General features: G+C 40.7%; 15 protein-coding genes and 7 tRNA genes. 3 read left to right on the top strand and 19 right to left on the bottom strand.

Going from position 1 to position 16095, the window contains the following annotated elements; genetic code table 11:
* Positions 1-91: 91 nt before the first annotated feature.
* Positions 92-607 (top strand): methylated-DNA--[protein]-cysteine S-methyltransferase, encoded by a 516-nt coding sequence (locus tag H8Z82_RS01990; protein ID WP_186994083.1) that lies wholly within the window; start codon positions 92-94, stop codon positions 605-607.
* A 1-nt stretch (position 608) separates the two neighbouring features.
* Here the strand turns inward: H8Z82_RS01990 and H8Z82_RS01985 are convergent, their stop codons facing one another.
* The 4 genes from H8Z82_RS01985 to H8Z82_RS01970 all read right to left on the bottom strand — a co-directional run bounded on the left by H8Z82_RS01985 (position 609) and on the right by H8Z82_RS01970 (position 6041).
* Positions 609-1910 carry an MATE family efflux transporter gene (locus H8Z82_RS01985; protein ID WP_186994082.1) on the bottom strand — a complete coding sequence of 434 codons (1302 nt, stop codon included), beginning with the start codon at positions 1908-1910 and terminating at the stop codon, positions 609-611.
* Positions 1911-2099: 189 nt separating this feature from the next.
* Complete coding sequence (locus tag H8Z82_RS01980) at positions 2100-3464, bottom strand: glycoside-pentoside-hexuronide (GPH):cation symporter (protein WP_186994184.1); 1365 nt, start codon at positions 3462-3464, stop codon at positions 2100-2102.
* A 113-nt stretch (positions 3465-3577) separates the two neighbouring features.
* Positions 3578-4606, bottom strand: a complete 1029-nt coding sequence (locus H8Z82_RS01975; RefSeq protein WP_008706353.1) for a zinc-dependent alcohol dehydrogenase — start codon at positions 4604-4606, stop codon at positions 3578-3580.
* A gap of 322 nt (positions 4607-4928) precedes the next feature.
* Positions 4929-6041 carry an ROK family transcriptional regulator gene (locus H8Z82_RS01970; RefSeq protein ID WP_186994081.1) on the bottom strand — a complete coding sequence of 371 codons (1113 nt, stop codon included), beginning with the start codon at positions 6039-6041 and terminating at the stop codon, positions 4929-4931.
* Between the two features lie 456 nt (positions 6042-6497).
* Between H8Z82_RS01970 and H8Z82_RS01965 the strand changes: the two genes are divergently transcribed.
* Positions 6498-7838 (top strand): MATE family efflux transporter, encoded by a 1341-nt coding sequence (locus H8Z82_RS01965; RefSeq protein ID WP_186994080.1) that lies wholly within the window; start codon positions 6498-6500, stop codon positions 7836-7838.
* Between the two features lie 216 nt (positions 7839-8054).
* Here H8Z82_RS01965 and H8Z82_RS17055 read toward each other — a convergent pair whose 3' ends face one another.
* The 14 genes from H8Z82_RS17055 to H8Z82_RS01900 form a co-directional block, all read right to left on the bottom strand.
* The gene (locus tag H8Z82_RS17055; RefSeq protein ID WP_207724595.1) at positions 8055-8264 is read right to left on the bottom strand and encodes a hypothetical protein; all 210 of its coding nucleotides are present in this window, start codon (positions 8262-8264) and stop codon (positions 8055-8057) included.
* A gap of 30 nt (positions 8265-8294) precedes the next feature.
* Positions 8295-8900 carry an NUDIX hydrolase gene (locus tag H8Z82_RS01960; RefSeq protein WP_019160656.1) on the bottom strand — a complete coding sequence of 202 codons (606 nt, stop codon included), beginning with the start codon at positions 8898-8900 and terminating at the stop codon, positions 8295-8297.
* A 244-nt stretch (positions 8901-9144) separates the two neighbouring features.
* Positions 9145-9225 (bottom strand) — tRNA-Leu (locus tag H8Z82_RS01955).
* Positions 9226-9273: 48 nt separating this feature from the next.
* Positions 9274-9346: transfer RNA gene (locus H8Z82_RS01950), tRNA-Lys, on the bottom strand.
* A gap of 10 nt (positions 9347-9356) precedes the next feature.
* Positions 9357-9428 (bottom strand) — tRNA-Gln (locus H8Z82_RS01945).
* Between the two features lie 9 nt (positions 9429-9437).
* Positions 9438-9511 (bottom strand) — tRNA-His (locus tag H8Z82_RS01940).
* Positions 9512-9516: 5 nt separating this feature from the next.
* Positions 9517-9590 (bottom strand) — tRNA-Arg (locus H8Z82_RS01935).
* Positions 9591-9612: 22 nt separating this feature from the next.
* Positions 9613-9683: transfer RNA gene (locus tag H8Z82_RS01930), tRNA-Gly, on the bottom strand.
* Positions 9684-9719: 36 nt separating this feature from the next.
* Positions 9720-9794 (bottom strand) — tRNA-Pro (locus H8Z82_RS01925).
* Between the two features lie 306 nt (positions 9795-10100).
* The gene (locus tag H8Z82_RS01920; RefSeq protein ID WP_019160655.1) at positions 10101-10580 is read right to left on the bottom strand and encodes a metallophosphoesterase family protein; all 480 of its coding nucleotides are present in this window, start codon (positions 10578-10580) and stop codon (positions 10101-10103) included.
* Between the two features lie 28 nt (positions 10581-10608).
* Positions 10609-11193 carry an XTP/dITP diphosphatase gene (locus H8Z82_RS01915; protein ID WP_019160654.1) on the bottom strand — a complete coding sequence of 195 codons (585 nt, stop codon included), beginning with the start codon at positions 11191-11193 and terminating at the stop codon, positions 10609-10611.
* Between the two features lie 33 nt (positions 11194-11226).
* Positions 11227-12375: a THUMP domain-containing class I SAM-dependent RNA methyltransferase gene (locus H8Z82_RS01910; protein ID WP_019160653.1), complete on the bottom strand. Its 1149-nt coding sequence runs from the start codon at positions 12373-12375 to the stop codon at positions 11227-11229.
* 38 nt (positions 12376-12413) lie between these two features.
* The gene (gene yfcE / locus H8Z82_RS01905; protein WP_019160652.1) at positions 12414-12956 is read right to left on the bottom strand and encodes a phosphodiesterase; all 543 of its coding nucleotides are present in this window, start codon (positions 12954-12956) and stop codon (positions 12414-12416) included.
* 86 nt (positions 12957-13042) lie between these two features.
* Positions 13043-13354, bottom strand: coding sequence for a rhodanese-like domain-containing protein (locus H8Z82_RS01900; RefSeq protein WP_019160651.1), 312 nt, complete (start codon positions 13352-13354; stop codon positions 13043-13045).
* Between the two features lie 319 nt (positions 13355-13673).
* Between H8Z82_RS01900 and H8Z82_RS01895 the strand changes: the two genes are divergently transcribed.
* The gene (locus tag H8Z82_RS01895) at positions 13674-13877 is read left to right on the top strand and encodes a hypothetical protein (protein ID WP_019160650.1); all 204 of its coding nucleotides are present in this window, start codon (positions 13674-13676) and stop codon (positions 13875-13877) included.
* A 55-nt stretch (positions 13878-13932) separates the two neighbouring features.
* Here H8Z82_RS01895 and H8Z82_RS01890 read toward each other — a convergent pair whose 3' ends face one another.
* Positions 13933-15909, bottom strand: coding sequence for a diguanylate cyclase (locus tag H8Z82_RS01890; RefSeq protein WP_186994079.1), 1977 nt, complete (start codon positions 15907-15909; stop codon positions 13933-13935).
* Between the last annotated feature and the right edge of the window lie 186 nt (positions 15910-16095).

The following is a 16095-nucleotide window of genomic DNA, read 5'->3' as shown; positions in this document are numbered from 1 at the left end:
AGCTATAGCAATCCTCGTAAATAATGCATTTAAGAAGATTGCTATAAGTACTCTTTACTGTCATTTATTTTTCTGTTGAGGGTGAAATATTATGATTTACAGAACTTATTACCTGTCTCCACTTGGAAAAATGCTGTTGGCAGCTGATGATATTGGGCTTGTGGGAGCCTGGTTTGAGGGACAGAAGTATTTTGGAGAATTTCCAGGACACAGGGATTTTGTTTTTGAGGAAAAAGAAAACTGTATTTTGAAAGATGCTCTGCGCTGGCTGGATATTTATTTTAGTGGGCAGAAGCCGGATTTCCTGCCGAAGCTTCATTTGATCGGAACAGATTTTCAGAGAGAAGTGTGGGATATTTTACTGGAGATCCCTTATGGTCAGACAGTTACTTACGGCGAGATTGCCCGCAAAATAGCTGATAAACGTGGACTGAAAACCATGTCTGCTCAGGCAGTTGGCAGTGCAGTTGGACATAACCGGATTTCCGTGATCATCCCCTGCCACAGAGTTATAGGTTCAGACGGAAGTCTTACCGGTTATGCCGGAGGGATTGAGCGGAAAATCAGACTGCTTGATATTGAGGATGGCAGTTGCCTGAAACCATAGTTCAGACAACTGCCATCCTTTTTCTTCTATCTTTATATGCCAGAAACAGAATCGTCAGAAACGTAACCGCCTCCGCTGCAAGAAGAGAAAGCCAGATTCCATTTAATCCAAATAATTTTGCAAGTATAACTGCACAGATAACAATGGCAACAATTCCTCTCAGTAATGAACCGACAATCGCAATTTTCGGTTCATCCACTGCTGAGAAATATGCCACCAGTACAACATTGATTCCTGCCACTATAAATCCAAGGAAATATAGACGCAGTCCTGTATGTGCATAATTCAGCAGCTGAATATTGTTTTCACTGTTGAAAATGCTGATCAGCGTGTCGGTTGAAGTCCAGATGACCAATTGGATCAGTGTTTCTACAGCAAGACATACGATCAGGCTCCATTTTAGAAGTTTTTTTACCTGAGTGGACTGACCTTTTCCGTAACTTTCACTGATCAGGGGCTGTGCTCCCTGGGCCAGACCGTTGAAAATTGCAACTGCCACGATAGAAAGGTTTGCCACAACTCCATAGGCTGCTACACCCACATTTCCTGCAATTCCCAGGATCAGGAAGTTAAATACAATGGCGATCACACCGGAAGACAGTTCACCGACGAATGCGGAAACTCCCAGCTGACAGCAGGAAATCAGGTGTCTGAATGACGTTTTTTTCCAATGGAATCCCACATGGTTTCTGCTACTTCTGTAGTGTATGGTACAGACGCTCATTGTTACGATCGGACAGATTGCAGTAGCCAGTCCTGCTCCGGAAAATCCCAGACCGACCGGGAACATGAATATATAATCAAATATAATGTTAAAGATACTTCCACTGATGGAACCGATCATTGCAATAGAAGGCGCTCCATCGTTTCTGGCAAATGCAGTAAATGTATAATTTGACATGAAGAACGGTGTTGCAATCAGAATAATTCTCATATAGTTTCGTCCAAGTCCGATCAGTCCGGCATCTGCACCCAGCAAAGCCAATGCTTTGTCCGGAATAAAAATTCCGATCAGCATAAATGGAACTGCAGCCAGTATGCTCCAGGTTACTGACTGTACGAAATAGTGATCTGTGTTTTCTCCTTTTGCCCTGCTTATGCCATACCTAGTAGCGGAACCAATCCCGATCATAGCCCCAATCGCATAGATCAGTCCATAAACCGGCAGGATCAGATTGAGAACTGCCAGTCCGTCAGCACCTGAATATACAGATATAAAGAAAGTATCTGCCAGAATATAAACGGAAATCCCGATCATTCCGGCAACACTCTGGGTTACATATCTGGTGAATCTTTTCAGCATAATACTTCGCTCCTTCGTTATATTGTCAGCATTGTCTTCCTTTCATCTGCAGACTTATCTCACCATTATACCCATATAAAACAAAAATGCAACCACAAAAACTCCAGACATAAAAATCTCCTTAAGCAGATTTTTTAATGCTGCCCAAGGAGACTCTGTTGATATTCGCAATTCACTTCACGACACTCTTTATTTTACCCGATTTTTTTTCAGGTCTTCTACGATTTCATTGTAACGTTTTTTGTTCAGACGGTAGAAAAACAGTACAATTGCTGTCACTATCCATAAAATTCCCGGAATTGTAGTAAAGGAATGTCTCATAATACTGAGGACAGCCGGATTCTGTACCTGATTTGCCACATATCCATATTTTCCAAGAAGTGCTGCAAGAAGCGCAGTTCCTATTGCCATGCCAATTTTATTTCCCAGTGACACAAATGCATATTGAAAACCATCATTCCTTAAGCCCGTTTTCCACTCTCCGTATTCTACGCAGTCAGGAATGATCGCATAAATTGCAGTGTTAAATCCAGAGAAAAAGAACTGTGTAATTCCTGCAAGTGTATAGAACGCTGCCGGTGTTTCTTTTACATTAAAGAAGAACATACAGAGCATGGAAATTCCAGTAAGGAGAGCAAAAATGGATGCCGTTCTTCCTTTATTGTTCAGTTTGCGGAATACAGGCTGGAAACATGCTGCACCGATAATGGATGGAATGATAATGCACATGGAATATGTAGTATAGTAGGATGCATTTCCCTCTACATAAGTGAAATAGTATAAAACATCTGCATTTCTTCCATAAAGTGTAAATCCGAATAACACCTGTCCGATTAATGCCAGAATATATGGGCGGTTCTGCATCACTGCTCTTAGCTGCACTTTTATGGATATTTTTTCTTTTTCCGGCATAATCACCTGCTCTTTTGTTTTTGCGAAACAGAAGAAATGACAGGCTGCAAAAATACATCCGTATATGATTGCTACCAGTAGGTATCCGGTTTTAGCACTTTGACTGCCAAGTTTTCCAATCAGGGGAACTGTAATGATATTGATAATTCCAATTGCAACCATTGCAGATACTGAACGTGATGTATTAATCTTTGCACGTTCATCGATATCCTGTGTCATTGCTCCACAAAGGGTGCCATACGGGATATTTACACAGGTATATCCAAGTACCAGCAGACAGTATGTAATTACCATATAGATAACCTTTGATCTGTCCGACCAGTCCGGATGTGCCCAAAATGTCATAATCAGAAGCACGGCCGTGATCGGAGCTGCAATGAGAAGCCATGGACGATAACGCCCCCATTTCGTTTTGGTTTTATCTGTCAGTCCACCCACGATCGGATCATTGATCGCATCCCAAAATCTTGAAAACAGCATCAGGGCAGAGACTGCTGCCATACTGATTCCAAATACGTCTGTGTAAAAAATCATGAGAAAATTACTGACGAACATCCAGCTGAAATTACATCCTACATCGCCAAATCCATATGCGATTTTACTGATCAACGGAACTTTTACATTTTCGTTTTTACTCTCCATAATTCCTCCTGCCTGCTGCCATCCTCCGTCTTTCCGTTTACTCATGTCTTCTTTACAGCAGTCTTTTTTATTATATCTTTGTCTTACATAATGCTTATGATCAGCAGGGGATTTTATTTTTCCTGCACATTGATAATCACTTTCATTGTAGTCTCACGGTTATCGTCAATGTACTGGTATGCTTTCAGATAATCTTTAAATGCAAACGTCTTAGAGATCAGCGGTCTTAAATGCACTTTTCCTTCATTCACCAGTCTGATTCCGTCTACATAATCATCATGTCTGTACATCATTGTGCTCTTGATATCAAGCTCATGATCATTTGCAACTGCCAGATCAATCTCAGCCATTCCTGCAAAAACTGCAACCAGCACAATCACGCTTCCTTTTCTTGCATATTTGATTGCCTGTCCCATTGTAATGTTATTTCCTGCACAATCATAGATAACATCTGCCTTATCCGGTCCAAAGGCTTCTACCATTGCTTCCCCGAAATTTTTATTTCTTGTGTTGACACATACATCAATTCCACACTCTTTTGCTTTTTCCAGACGAAGATCACTGACATCTGTGATCATAACTTTAGCTGCTCCCATCCCTTTTGCAGACTGCGCTACCAGATTTCCGATTGGACCGGCTCCTATCACCACAATATTCATTCCTGTTACATCGCCCATCTGTTTAACACCATGAACAGCTACTGCCAGAGGCTCAATCATTGCGCCCTCTTCATAAGACATATCTTCCGGTATCGGTGTTACTTTTGATGCATCAACTGCAAAATACTCGGATGCAGTTCCTGTTGTCTGGAATCCCATTACTTTCAGCTCTTCACAGAGATTGTATTTTCCGTGACGGCATGGATAACAATGTCCACAATATACCTGTGGCTCAATTGTTACTTTCTGTCCCACATGAAATTCTGTTACTGCATCACCTGTTTTTACCACTTCTCCTGATACTTCATGTCCCTGGGTTACCGGATATTTTGTAAAAGGATGTTTTCCGTGATATACATGGATATCAGAACCACAGATACCAATATTCATAATCTTAACCAAAACCTGGTTGTCTTTAATCTCTGGTACGGGAACCTCTCTGAAAATGATTTCTCCTGGATTTGTCATAACCTGCTGTAACATAATATTTTCCTCCTTGTTTGTTGAATGTACTTTGAACTTCCTGTTATTTATTATCTTTTATTAAATGTTTTATTAAAGTAATTACATTATTATTCAAATATATAACTTTGTCAATAAATATTTAAGAATATTTCTCATTTCTACCAGTTGCACAAAGTAAAGATTTTATTTTTATGCAGATTTTACTATAGCAATCCTTCTGATTGTCTTCGGAATTCCCTCAACAAAAACACCCTGATCACAACGTTTCATTGTTGTAATCAGGGTATTTTTGTATTCAGATATTTTTTTACTATGATATATCGGCAGATTATAGGCAAATCTATATCTTTCCGATAAAATCCTGCAGGAAATGCTTTGCTGCACCTACAGCTGAGGCTTCTTTCTTATAAGAACAGTTTTTCAGATATCTCAGATCATGATCAAATCCATTATACTTCATTACTTTTTCCCCAAGAGGTATCATATAATCCGAGAGATATCCACCCATTTCGCCGCCAAGAATGATATCCATATCATATGCCATGCGCAGATTTGAAATCAGAATTGCAAGATAATCCAGATACTCTTCCCATTTTTTCTCTGCCTTTTCATCATTACTTTTGAGCAGCTGCATAAACTGTTCCACAGAATCCTTTGACTCACCAACAAGTGCGCCTGCAGCGCAATAAGCATCTGCACAACCTGATTTTCCACAATAACACTTGCGGCCCTGAGGTACAAGTATCATATGTCCAAATTCTCCGGCCTTCTGATTTTCTCCGGAAAACAATTTTCCCCCTATGCAGAATGCACCGCCAAGAGTCTGATTCAACGAAAGGTAAATTGCATTCTGATAGGTGTTCATATCTTCTGCCATCATTGCTGCATTGGCATCATTTGAAAAATAAACCGGGACAGAAAATGCCTGTTCCAGGAAACTGAGACTATAGTTTTCAAGTTTCAGTGCGTGGGATTTTATCACCAGTTTCTGCTCCTGATTAATGATTCCCGGAATAGAGATTCCAACACCCAGAAGCTTTTCTTTCTGTTCTGCATCATTCATATTATCCAGAAATTCCGCCGCAAAATCTGCCACCTGACTACAATATGACATATCAGGTACAAATTTCAGACGGACCCGCTCTGATTTCACAATCTCATACTTCAGATTTACCAGCACCATTCCCAGATGATTTGCAGTGATCACAATTCCCATTGCATAACGATAGGATGGATTGATTCCAATACTTTTAGCCTTTCTTCCTCCTGTGGATTCATATTCTCCAGTTTCTATTATGATACCTTTTTCCAATAAATCTTTTACATTAGACAGAACTGTTGGCATACTCAGATTCAGTTCTTTGGATATTTCCACTTTTGATGTGGATTCTCTATTTATAATATAATTTACGATTTTTGATTTCGTAGCAAATTTCTTTTCCAGTCCGCTCATTCTGTTTCTACCTTCTTTTATTAATGTATTTATAAAAGAATGATACCTGTTATTGTCATATTTGTAAATAGCCATTGTCTCTGCAGAGTATGTTGCTTTTTGCAATTGAGGCAAGGGACTTAACTTATTCAGCTGATTCAGTTAATATATCTACAATAACAGATAAATTTATATCATCCTGATGAAATATTATATTTCATTTTTCACGTTAATGATATAAAATTATCGTAGCTGTTCAGTACCTTCACAGTTACGAGCCAAAATGCATTAAAAATCACCTGCGGTGATGGCATTTTGGCTTGTATGTCTCGGGATTTTGGTACTTACGTGCCAAAACACCTCGCGGGATAGTAGACTGCTGAATAGTTACAAATTATTAATATAAATATCAGGGTATATTCGAAAAATTATTCTTAATCCTTTTCAAATATGCTCCGGAAAGGAACTTTTATACCAATGAAAACCAAGATTCAGGATATGACCTCCGGTTCACCGGGACGGTTGATCATTCTTTTTGCAATTCCCCTGATGCTGGGAAATATCTGTCAGCAACTTTATACAATGGTGGATACCATGGTTGTTGGCCAGGTTGCAGGTGTGGAGGCTCTTGCCGCACTGGGCGCTGTTGACTTTCTGATGTGGGTTGTCACAGGAATATCCACAGGACTCACCCAGGGATTTTCCATTCAACTCTCTCAATATTATGGGGCAAAGGATTTCGAAAATCTGCGTAAATCTCTGGCTCACAGTTATCGGCTGACCGCATTTATCGCAGCCGGAGTATTCATTCTCAGCCAGTCATTTGCTTCGCTGGTATTAACAGGGCTGCATACACCTTCCAATATTATCGGAATGTCTCTGTTATATCTGCGCATCATTTTCTGTGGCATACCGGCCACAGCAGCCTATAATATGTTTGCCTCTGCCCTAAGGGCTATGGGAAACAGTAAAACACCGCTGACTGCAATGATCATCGCATCTGTGCTGAATGTCTCACTGGACATCCTTTTTGTGGCAGGCTTCAGATGGGGTGTGGCAGGAGCAGCAATCGCAACTGTGATCGCACAGAGCTTCTCCGCTGTTTACTGTTTCCTGATTTTACGCAGAATTGATATCGTTCATCTGACCAGAGCAGATTTTATGCCTGCCTCCGGTATGAATGCCCGCCTGATGAAGCTTGGTATTCCTGTTGTATTTCAAAATATCATCATCGGTGTGGGCGGTCTGGTAGTCCAGTATGTGATTAATGGCTACGGTTTCCTTTTTGTGGCAGGATTTACAGCTACAAATAAGCTTTATGGTCTGCTGGAAATGGCTGCTATTTCCTATGGATATGCCATCGTTACTTATGTAGGTCAGAATCTGGGAGCCGGAAAGATTGACAGGATCAGGAAAGGTGTCCGCAGCAGTATGCTGCTTTCCCTGCTTACCTCACTGATCATTTCTGCTGCCATGTTTTTATTCGGAAAAAATATTCTCTCACTTTTCATCTCAGGTGAACCACAGCAGACGCAGGAGGTACTGGCAATTGCTTTTAAATACCTTTCTATTATGGCTGCCATGCTTTGGGTTTTGTACTTCCTGTACGTGTACAGATCTGCACTTCAGGGGCTGGGAGATACCTTAATGCCTATGGTAAGTGGTATGGCTGAATTTGTCATGCGTATCAGTGCTGCACTGATCCTTCCCCATTTCATCGGACAGGACGGTATTTTCTTTGCAGAGATTGCAGCATGGAGCGGAGCCACTGTGATCTTATGCATCAGCTATTATGTACGGATGCATAAATATCATTAAAACAAAACAGGCACATAGTCCCGGATATCCGGTATATGTGCCTGTTTTTTGGCTTCTTTAGACCTTGTTAAAGTTCTTCCCGTGACATGCTCCCATCACTTAAATCCCAGATTTTGAAGTGGGGGCTTCTTGCTCAATGACTCTACTGAGCCAAGTATCTACAAGCTATCCTCGCGTGTCCCGCGATTTTTTTTGCCCGGACACGGGCGTATTTTCTTACTTATTGTCCGGATACGAACAGTTTACGCTGTTCCCTTGCCAGCCTTTTTTCATTTTTTTGAAAAATCCTGCCTTTTCCATCTCAATCTCTTTTTTCATAAAAACAGTTCTTTTTTGATCTTTTATCTTGTCGACTGTTTCTATTATACCATGAATCGCGTTGAAGAACAAGTGTTCTTTCCTGTTTTTTTGCAATTCATCTCCCACCTGTAGAGGAAGGAGAATTCTTGCTATATATTATGTTAAAAATGCAAAAGGTTCTTCATCCTGAAGGAAATGCATCAGCTGATATGCACACATGATCGCTACATTTTCCTCTTTCAGGATTCTCTTTACTTCTTCTCTGTCAGCAAGCACAACTTCGATTTCTTCGGAATCCTCCTGTGCCGCTTTACTGATCTCACCTTCCGCGTAACCGTAAACGGTTGCGCAGGATTCATCTGTCATGCCAACCGTTGTGAAATAAGGTTTCTCAAATGCAGGATCTACTTTCAGAGGCGTGAATTTCAATCCTGTTTCCTCGTACATTTCTCTTACTGCACCTTCATGGAATTCTTCGTTCGGTTCTACCAGACCTGCCGGGAATTCATAGATGTATCCGCCGATTGCATATCTGTACTGACGTACCAATACAACCCTGTCTTTTTTCTCTCCGTAAAGACTGTAAATAATTACACCATCCGGAGTATTTTTACCTGTTTTTATCTTTAATTCGTTAATACTCTTCGCACGTGATGCCACAAAATATGACACAGGAGTGTTATGAATGCTTGTTGCATTTAAATGGTATAAATTTAAAAATTTACAATCTGTCAGTTTCTCAATATTGTGTATCTGTCCCATAATGGATACTTCCTTTCGCTTTCTATCCCTCTGTTGATTATTACAGCCAGTTTTCTTCTATAACTTCCGCTCTGATTCCTGTATCATTCATTTTATAAACCTCACATTTTGGTGTTTATACTTTTCTTTATCTTACCATACTATCCTATCTTTTTTAAGCCTGTCAGATAATTTCTGCAATTATTTTTTTACTCGCATATAACAAAAGAGTATCCTTCCGTTCATATGGAAAGATACTCTTTTATGCGGATAACAGGACTTGAACCTGCACGGGATGCCCACTGGTACCTAAAACCAGCGCGTCTGCCAATTCCGCCATATCCGCCTGTTATAAAAACAGCGGAAACCTTATAAAAGATTTCCGCTTGTTTAATGAAGCATCGGGGATTCGAACCCCGGACAACTTGATTAAAAGTCAAGTGCTCTACCGACTGAGCTAATGCTCCATATAAAAGACTGGGCTAGCTGGATTCGAACCAGCGAATGCAGCAGTCAAAGTGCTGTGCCTTACCGCTTGGCGATAGCCCAAAGGCAAAGGGTGGATACAGGGATTCGAACCCTGGGCCTCCAGAGCCACAATCTGGCGCGCTAACCAACTGCGCTATACCCACCACAGCGTGCCTGAAGGGATTCGAACCCCCGACCCACGGCTTAGAAGGCCGTTGCTCTATCCAGCTGAGCTACAGACACATCTCCCTGTTACATACAGAGAAGCGGGTGATGGGAATCGAACCCACGTATCTAGCTTGGAAGGCTAGTGTTCTACCATTGAACTACACCCGCATTTCGCTGAAACGGTAATGTTGTTGTTTACAGCAGTCGGGGTGACAGGATTCGAACCTGCGGCCTCCTGGTCCCAAACCAGGCGCTCTAGCCAAACTGAGCCACACCCCGCTGTTTCTTTATTTATTTTTGCTTCGTTGTCCGACGCAAGACATATTATATGTTAATCAGCGTCAAATGTCAACACCTTTTTTTCAATTTTTACAATTTTTTTTAAAAATTAAATTTTCAAAGGTATAAGGCAGGATGAAAACCCAGTAAAATCAAGGGTTTGCAGACTTTCCCGGTTAATCCCCATCCCGCCTTTTTTTCTATATTTTTTCTATATTTTCTTCTTTTTCTATTTTGATTATAAATTTTTTAAGCAAAATATATTGTTTGATTTATTTGCTACATTTGATCAAAATAAATCTATTTTTACAGATACCGGATTTCTGCCTGCAAATCCTTCCCCTCTTCTGCCTCCATCACAGCATAACTGAATTTACGCCCTCTCTGTCTGGGAAAGGTCAGGCTGCCCGGATTAATCACCAGGATTCCCTCCTGCATCTCAATTTCCGGATAATGTGTATGTCCAAACAGCACTGCCTCACAGCCTCTGGCTCTGGCAGCTTCCACTATGCCATCTGTTCCGCCTGAAACCCCATAAGTATGTCCATGGGTCACCAGAATCTTTTTTCCTGCAAGATCAATAATTTCTTCCCTTGGAAGGTCCGAAAAGAAATCATTATTTCCTGATACAATACAGCAGGGGCAGTCCACAAGAGCTTCAATAAAAATCTCCCGGCCTTCCACATCTCCACAATGAATCAGGTAATCAAAGGGTTCCTCCCTATATACAGCTTTTTCCAGGTTCTCGTCCCTTCCATGAGTATCACTGACGATCAATATTTTCATCTGCATCTTCCTTTATTTTGTGTATGTCTTATTTTAATACGTCCCTGATCGCACGAAGGGCTTTCCCCCTGTGACTGATCTTATTTTTTTCCTCCATAGAAAGTTCTGCAGAGGTACATCCATATTCCGGCAGATAAAATATAGGATCATATCCAAAACCATTCTCTCCCTTTTCTTCGTACCCGATACGGCCTTCCATTGTCTCTCTTACCGTTTTCACAGTTCCGTCCGGAAATGCTGCCGCAACTGCACATACAAATCTTGCAGTGCGCTTTTCATCCGGTACTCCTTCCAGACGCTGGATCAGATTTCCATTTTTGATACGGTAGGAAGTATCTTCTCCCATATAACGGGCAGAATAGATTCCCGGTTCCTTATTCAGATAATCAATTTCCAGGCCTGAATCGTCTGCCAACGTAATCTCACCTGTCATTTCACAGATTGTTTTCGCTTTGATCTCTGCATTTTCTTCAAAGGAATTTCCATCTTCTACAATATCTGCATGGATTCCCGCTTCTTTCATGGAAACAACCTCCACATCCATATCTGCCAGAATTTCCCGGATTTCCTTCATCTTATTCTGATTTCCTGTTGCAAAAATTATTTTTTTCATTTTCTGATACCCTCATCTATTGCGTTTTCATGTTTAGTTCTTCTTTTTCGGCGGACGTGGACCCAGAAACTGATAATAATAGGTTTTCAACATACCATTATAAATCTTTCTGTTTTTATCTGCCTTCCTGCCAATATCATTTTCTGCTTTATCATAAGATGTGATCAGGTACATAGACCACTTATCCAGACGCTGATAGCTCTCTCCGATCTCCCGATAAAGCCGGGACAGATTTTCCTTTTCCTCCAGACGTTCACCATAGGGTGGGTTCGTGATAATAAAACCATAAGGCTTCGGATGTCGAAGTTCTTTCACCGGACGCTGCTGAAAATGGATCAGCTTGTCTACTCCTGCCATTTGGGCATTGGCTCTGGCAGCCTTTAGAGCTTCCGGATCAATATCATATCCCTGAATATCTGTTTCAATATTAAGATTTACTCTATCCTGAGCCTCTTCCAGCGCATCATACCAGCATTTTCTTGGAACCAGATGCTTCCAGTCCTCGGCCAGAAATGAACGATGCATACCAGGCGCAATATCTGCAGCGATCATTGCAGCCTCTATTGGAAAAGTACCGCTTCCACAGAAAGGATCTACCAGAATTCTGTCTTTGTTCCACGGTGTCAGCATGATCAAAGCAGACGCCAACGTTTCTGTAATAGGCGCTTTCACTGTCATTTTCCGGTAACCTCTCTTGTGAAGGGAAATGCCCGAGGTATCAATACCAATGGTCGCTACATCCTTCATAAAGGCTACACGGATGGGAAAACTGGCTCCGTCCTCCTCAAACCAGGATACTTTATATACCCCCTTCAGACGTTCTACAATCGCCTTTTTCATAATAGACTGGATATCTGAGGGACTAAACAGCTTACTTTTTACAGAATTCGCTTTTGCCACCCAGAATTTACCATCTCTGGGAATATAATTTTCCCAGGGCAGAGCCTTGGTTTTCTCAAACAGCTCGTCAAAGGTCTGCGCTTTTACCTCCGCCACCTTCAACAGAATTCTCTCAGTAGAACGCAGAAACATATTTGCATCTGCAATTCCCTGGGCATCTGCCTGAAAAGTCACCTTACCATCTTCCACTTTGGTGATCTCATATCCAAGATCAAGAATTTCTCGCTTCAGCACAGCCTCCATCCCAAAATGGCAGGGTGCGATCAGTTCAAATTTATCCATTCTTTATCCTTTCATTTTTCATATATCTGTCAGTATGATTATAAATTTATTTGCTTTACAATATTGCCTTCAAAATCTTTGATTAAAAATACTCCGTTTTCATAAATCCCATAAGTAGGTGGATTTCCCTCCTTAGGAATAGACACAGATCCCGGATTTAACAATATATATCCTTCCTTTTGCTCAGCACGAAGAACATGGGTGTGTCCATGAATCAGGATATCCCCATCCTGAACAGGGGGCAGATTATTTTCATTATAAATATGCCCATGTGTAGCATAAAAAGTTCTGCCATCCAGATTGAGAATACAGTAATCCGCCATCACCGGAAACTGCAGCACCATCTGATCCACCTCCGCTTCACAATTTCCTCGAACTGCATAGATTTCCCTTTTCAAAGCATTCAACATAGAGATCACTTCCTTAGGTGCATAATCTTTCGGAAGATCATTTCTTGGTCCATGGTAAAGCAGATCGCCCAGCAAAACCAGGCGTTCTGCCTTTTCCTCTCGATAAGCATCCAGCATCTTTCTACAGTAATATGCAGATCCATGAACATCTGATGCAAACATATATTTCATAATTTCATTTCTCCTCTTCGTTTCGTTGTTACTGTTTAATTCTTTCACAGTTACCTTTTTCTTTCTAATTCATTACATTACCATGGTCAGGAAGAAATTACAAGATTTCTTCCCCGATAAGCCCGAAAACCTCCAATCACAGACCTGGTCATATAGCCTTTTTTTGCCAGTTGTCTGGCTAACATAAGACTTGCCCCACCTCTATCACAATAAAGTACCAGAACCTTGTTTTCAGGTAATTTTTTATATTCATCGAATTTTCCGTATGGTATATTCACTGCCCCTTTTACATGACCTTCTGCATATTCTTTCTCATCTCTGAGATCTATGATCAGTGAATCCTTCCGATCCACATAATAGTCCAGCATTTTTGCAGAAATAGTTTCCAGAGGAAACATAGCTGACTCCTTTTTATTTATAGTATATGCATAATTTCAGAATTGAGAAACTTTTACATAGAGAACACCCCGGTAGGGGAGCTACCGGGGTGTTCAAGGGGAGTATAAATAATTAAATAAGGGGTTATGTAAAAAAAATTTTTGAAGGGTAAATTCTTTTTACAAGTACGATTATAATATAGCTTGTTGAAAAAATCAACATATTTTAATGAATATTCCCCGAGGTTTTTGGAATAATAACAATTGTCATTCAGAAACACCGGGATTTTTATAAAAAATACTTAATTCCGGTTAATAAACCGCATTAGGAGGAATTAAAATGGCAAAAAATTACGATTCTACAACCAAAAACAGCAAAAATTATGAGGGCACTTCCAGTAAATACAGTTCCGAAAGCAGAACAAATCAGTCCTCTGACCACACTAACAATAGCGAATCAAACTGTCATAACAGCAAAAACAGTAATAAAATGAATCATAAGGGCTCTCAGTCTTACAAATCCGAAGAAACCTCCAGATACTAAAATCTGCTCAAAAATCCCCCTGAAGTCTTTCCGCGACCCTTCAGGGGGATTTTTATCAGGCTTTCTCTTCCAGATATTCCAGACATTCATTCACACTTTTGATACCCAGTTCCTTGCGTACTTTATCCTGAATTTCCACCAGACATTCCAGAAGAAGCGGATTAAACACTCCGCATCCTCCATTTAAGATCATCTCCATTGCCTTTTCATGAGAATATGCTTTCTTATATACCCGGTCGCTTACCAGGGCATCATACACATCTGCCAGTGATACCACCTGGGCAGATATGGGGATTTCTTCTCCTTTCAAGCCATCCGGATATCCTTTTCCATCATAACGTTCATGGTGCCAGCGACAGATTTCATAGGCATATTTTATCATCTCTTCATCATGATACATTTCCAGACTGTCCAGCATCTGGGCACCTATGATCGTGTGCTGTTTCATAACTTCAAATTCTTCCTTTGTAAGCTTTCCGGGTTTATTCAGAATTTTTTCATCAATTCCAATCTTACCGATATCATGAAGCGCAGAAGCTGTGGCAATCATATACTGCTGAGACCAGGAAAGATTATAATTCTCTGATTTCCGCATCAGTTTCTCCAGCAAAAGCTGAGTCAAAATATTGATATGAAGCACATGAAGCCCACTTTCACCATTTCGAAACTCTACAATCTGGCTGAGAATCCCGGTCATCATACGGTTATTTTTCTCTTTTTCATAAATTTGATCTGTTACCAGATGGATCAGACGCCTTTGCTTGGCATAAAGCTTGATCATATTGATAACCCGCTGATATACCACCTTGGTATCAAATGGTCTGCTTATGTAATCTGAAGCTCCCAGTTCATAGGCACGACGGATATAACTCTCCGATCCTTCACTGGAAATCATGATCACCGGTATATCCTCGATCCATTTATCTCTGTTCATATAGGCAAGTACTTCAAATCCATCCATTTTGGGCATAATAATGTCCAGCAGGACCAATGAGATTTCAGTTCCATACTGCTCTAGCATCTCCAGGGCCTCATTCCCATCACAGGCTTCCAGGATCCGATATTCCTTTCCCAGAATTTCCTTGAGTATCTCGCGGTTCATTTCAGAATCATCAACGACCAGAAGCTGAGGCAGTTTTCTTTTTTCCATCTCATCTGTATTTTGCTTCAAATCCCAACGGGTCACTACTGTATTTTTATGCCCCTTGGCCATATACATGAGTCTGTCTGCTTTGGTGATTGCTTCCTCCATCTTGCCGTGGGTAAACATAGCTCCACCAATGCTCACTGAAAGAGTCAGACGATTAAAGCCCGGGATATGCGTCTCATGAATCTTCTCCTGGATCATGCGAAGCTTCTGAGAAAAAACTTCCTTCTCAATTCCAGGCAGGATCAGCAAAAATTCATCTCCTCCATAACGCACCAGAATATCCGTGCGGCGGATATAATGCCGAATCACCTTCACCACGGTTGTCAGTACCAGATCTCCTCCATCATGACCATAAGTGTCATTATATAATTTGAAATCATCCAGATCAATAACCGCAATTCCGGCATCCACAGACATATCCTTGACTTTTTCCTCAAAATATCTGCGATTATATGCTCCGGTCAGCACATCCTTATACAGCTTCTCACTATATACAGTCAGTTTTCCTGCCAGCTTTTCGTACCCTTCTTTATCAGTCAGTGTATTCTCATCCAGCTTTTTCAGCATTTCCATCACATAAGGCTCACCATCTATTTCCAAATACCTTGCAAACACCTGGTACATGTCGGAATCAAGAAATTCAATCTTGGATGTCTGTTTCTTTTCATCCAGTGCTTTAAGAGAAATACAATTGTCACATCTTTTATTTTTATTCCAGAAAGCATAACACTGACAAAGATGTTTTTTTCCTGCAAGCTCACTTTCCATTTCGGCAGCCTGCAGATCGCTGCCCTTCAGAAGACGTACTATATCAAAAATCTCCCGAAGCACTTCCATTTTATTTTCTGCTTCCTGCATTGTTATTTGTTTCCACTCAATCATTATTCCCAGCCTCTCACGAACACCAGCTTTTTTCTGCGATATAAACTTATATTATTATATCACTTACCTATTGCGCAGCACAATAAGAATAATTTTTTTCTTAGTTTCATAAATATACACCAAAGAAGCCCTATATTTTTGATCAAGCATAAAAAGTACCGACCTCCGGTCATTAGATTTTCAGAT

Origin of the sequence: Blautia difficilis (assembly GCF_014297245.1) — a bacterium.
GTDB classification, from domain to species: domain Bacteria; phylum Bacillota; class Clostridia; order Lachnospirales; family Lachnospiraceae; genus Blautia_A; species Blautia_A difficilis.
The sequence above is the reverse complement of the archived record's forward strand: the minus strand, read 5'-3'. Positions and strand labels throughout refer to the sequence as shown.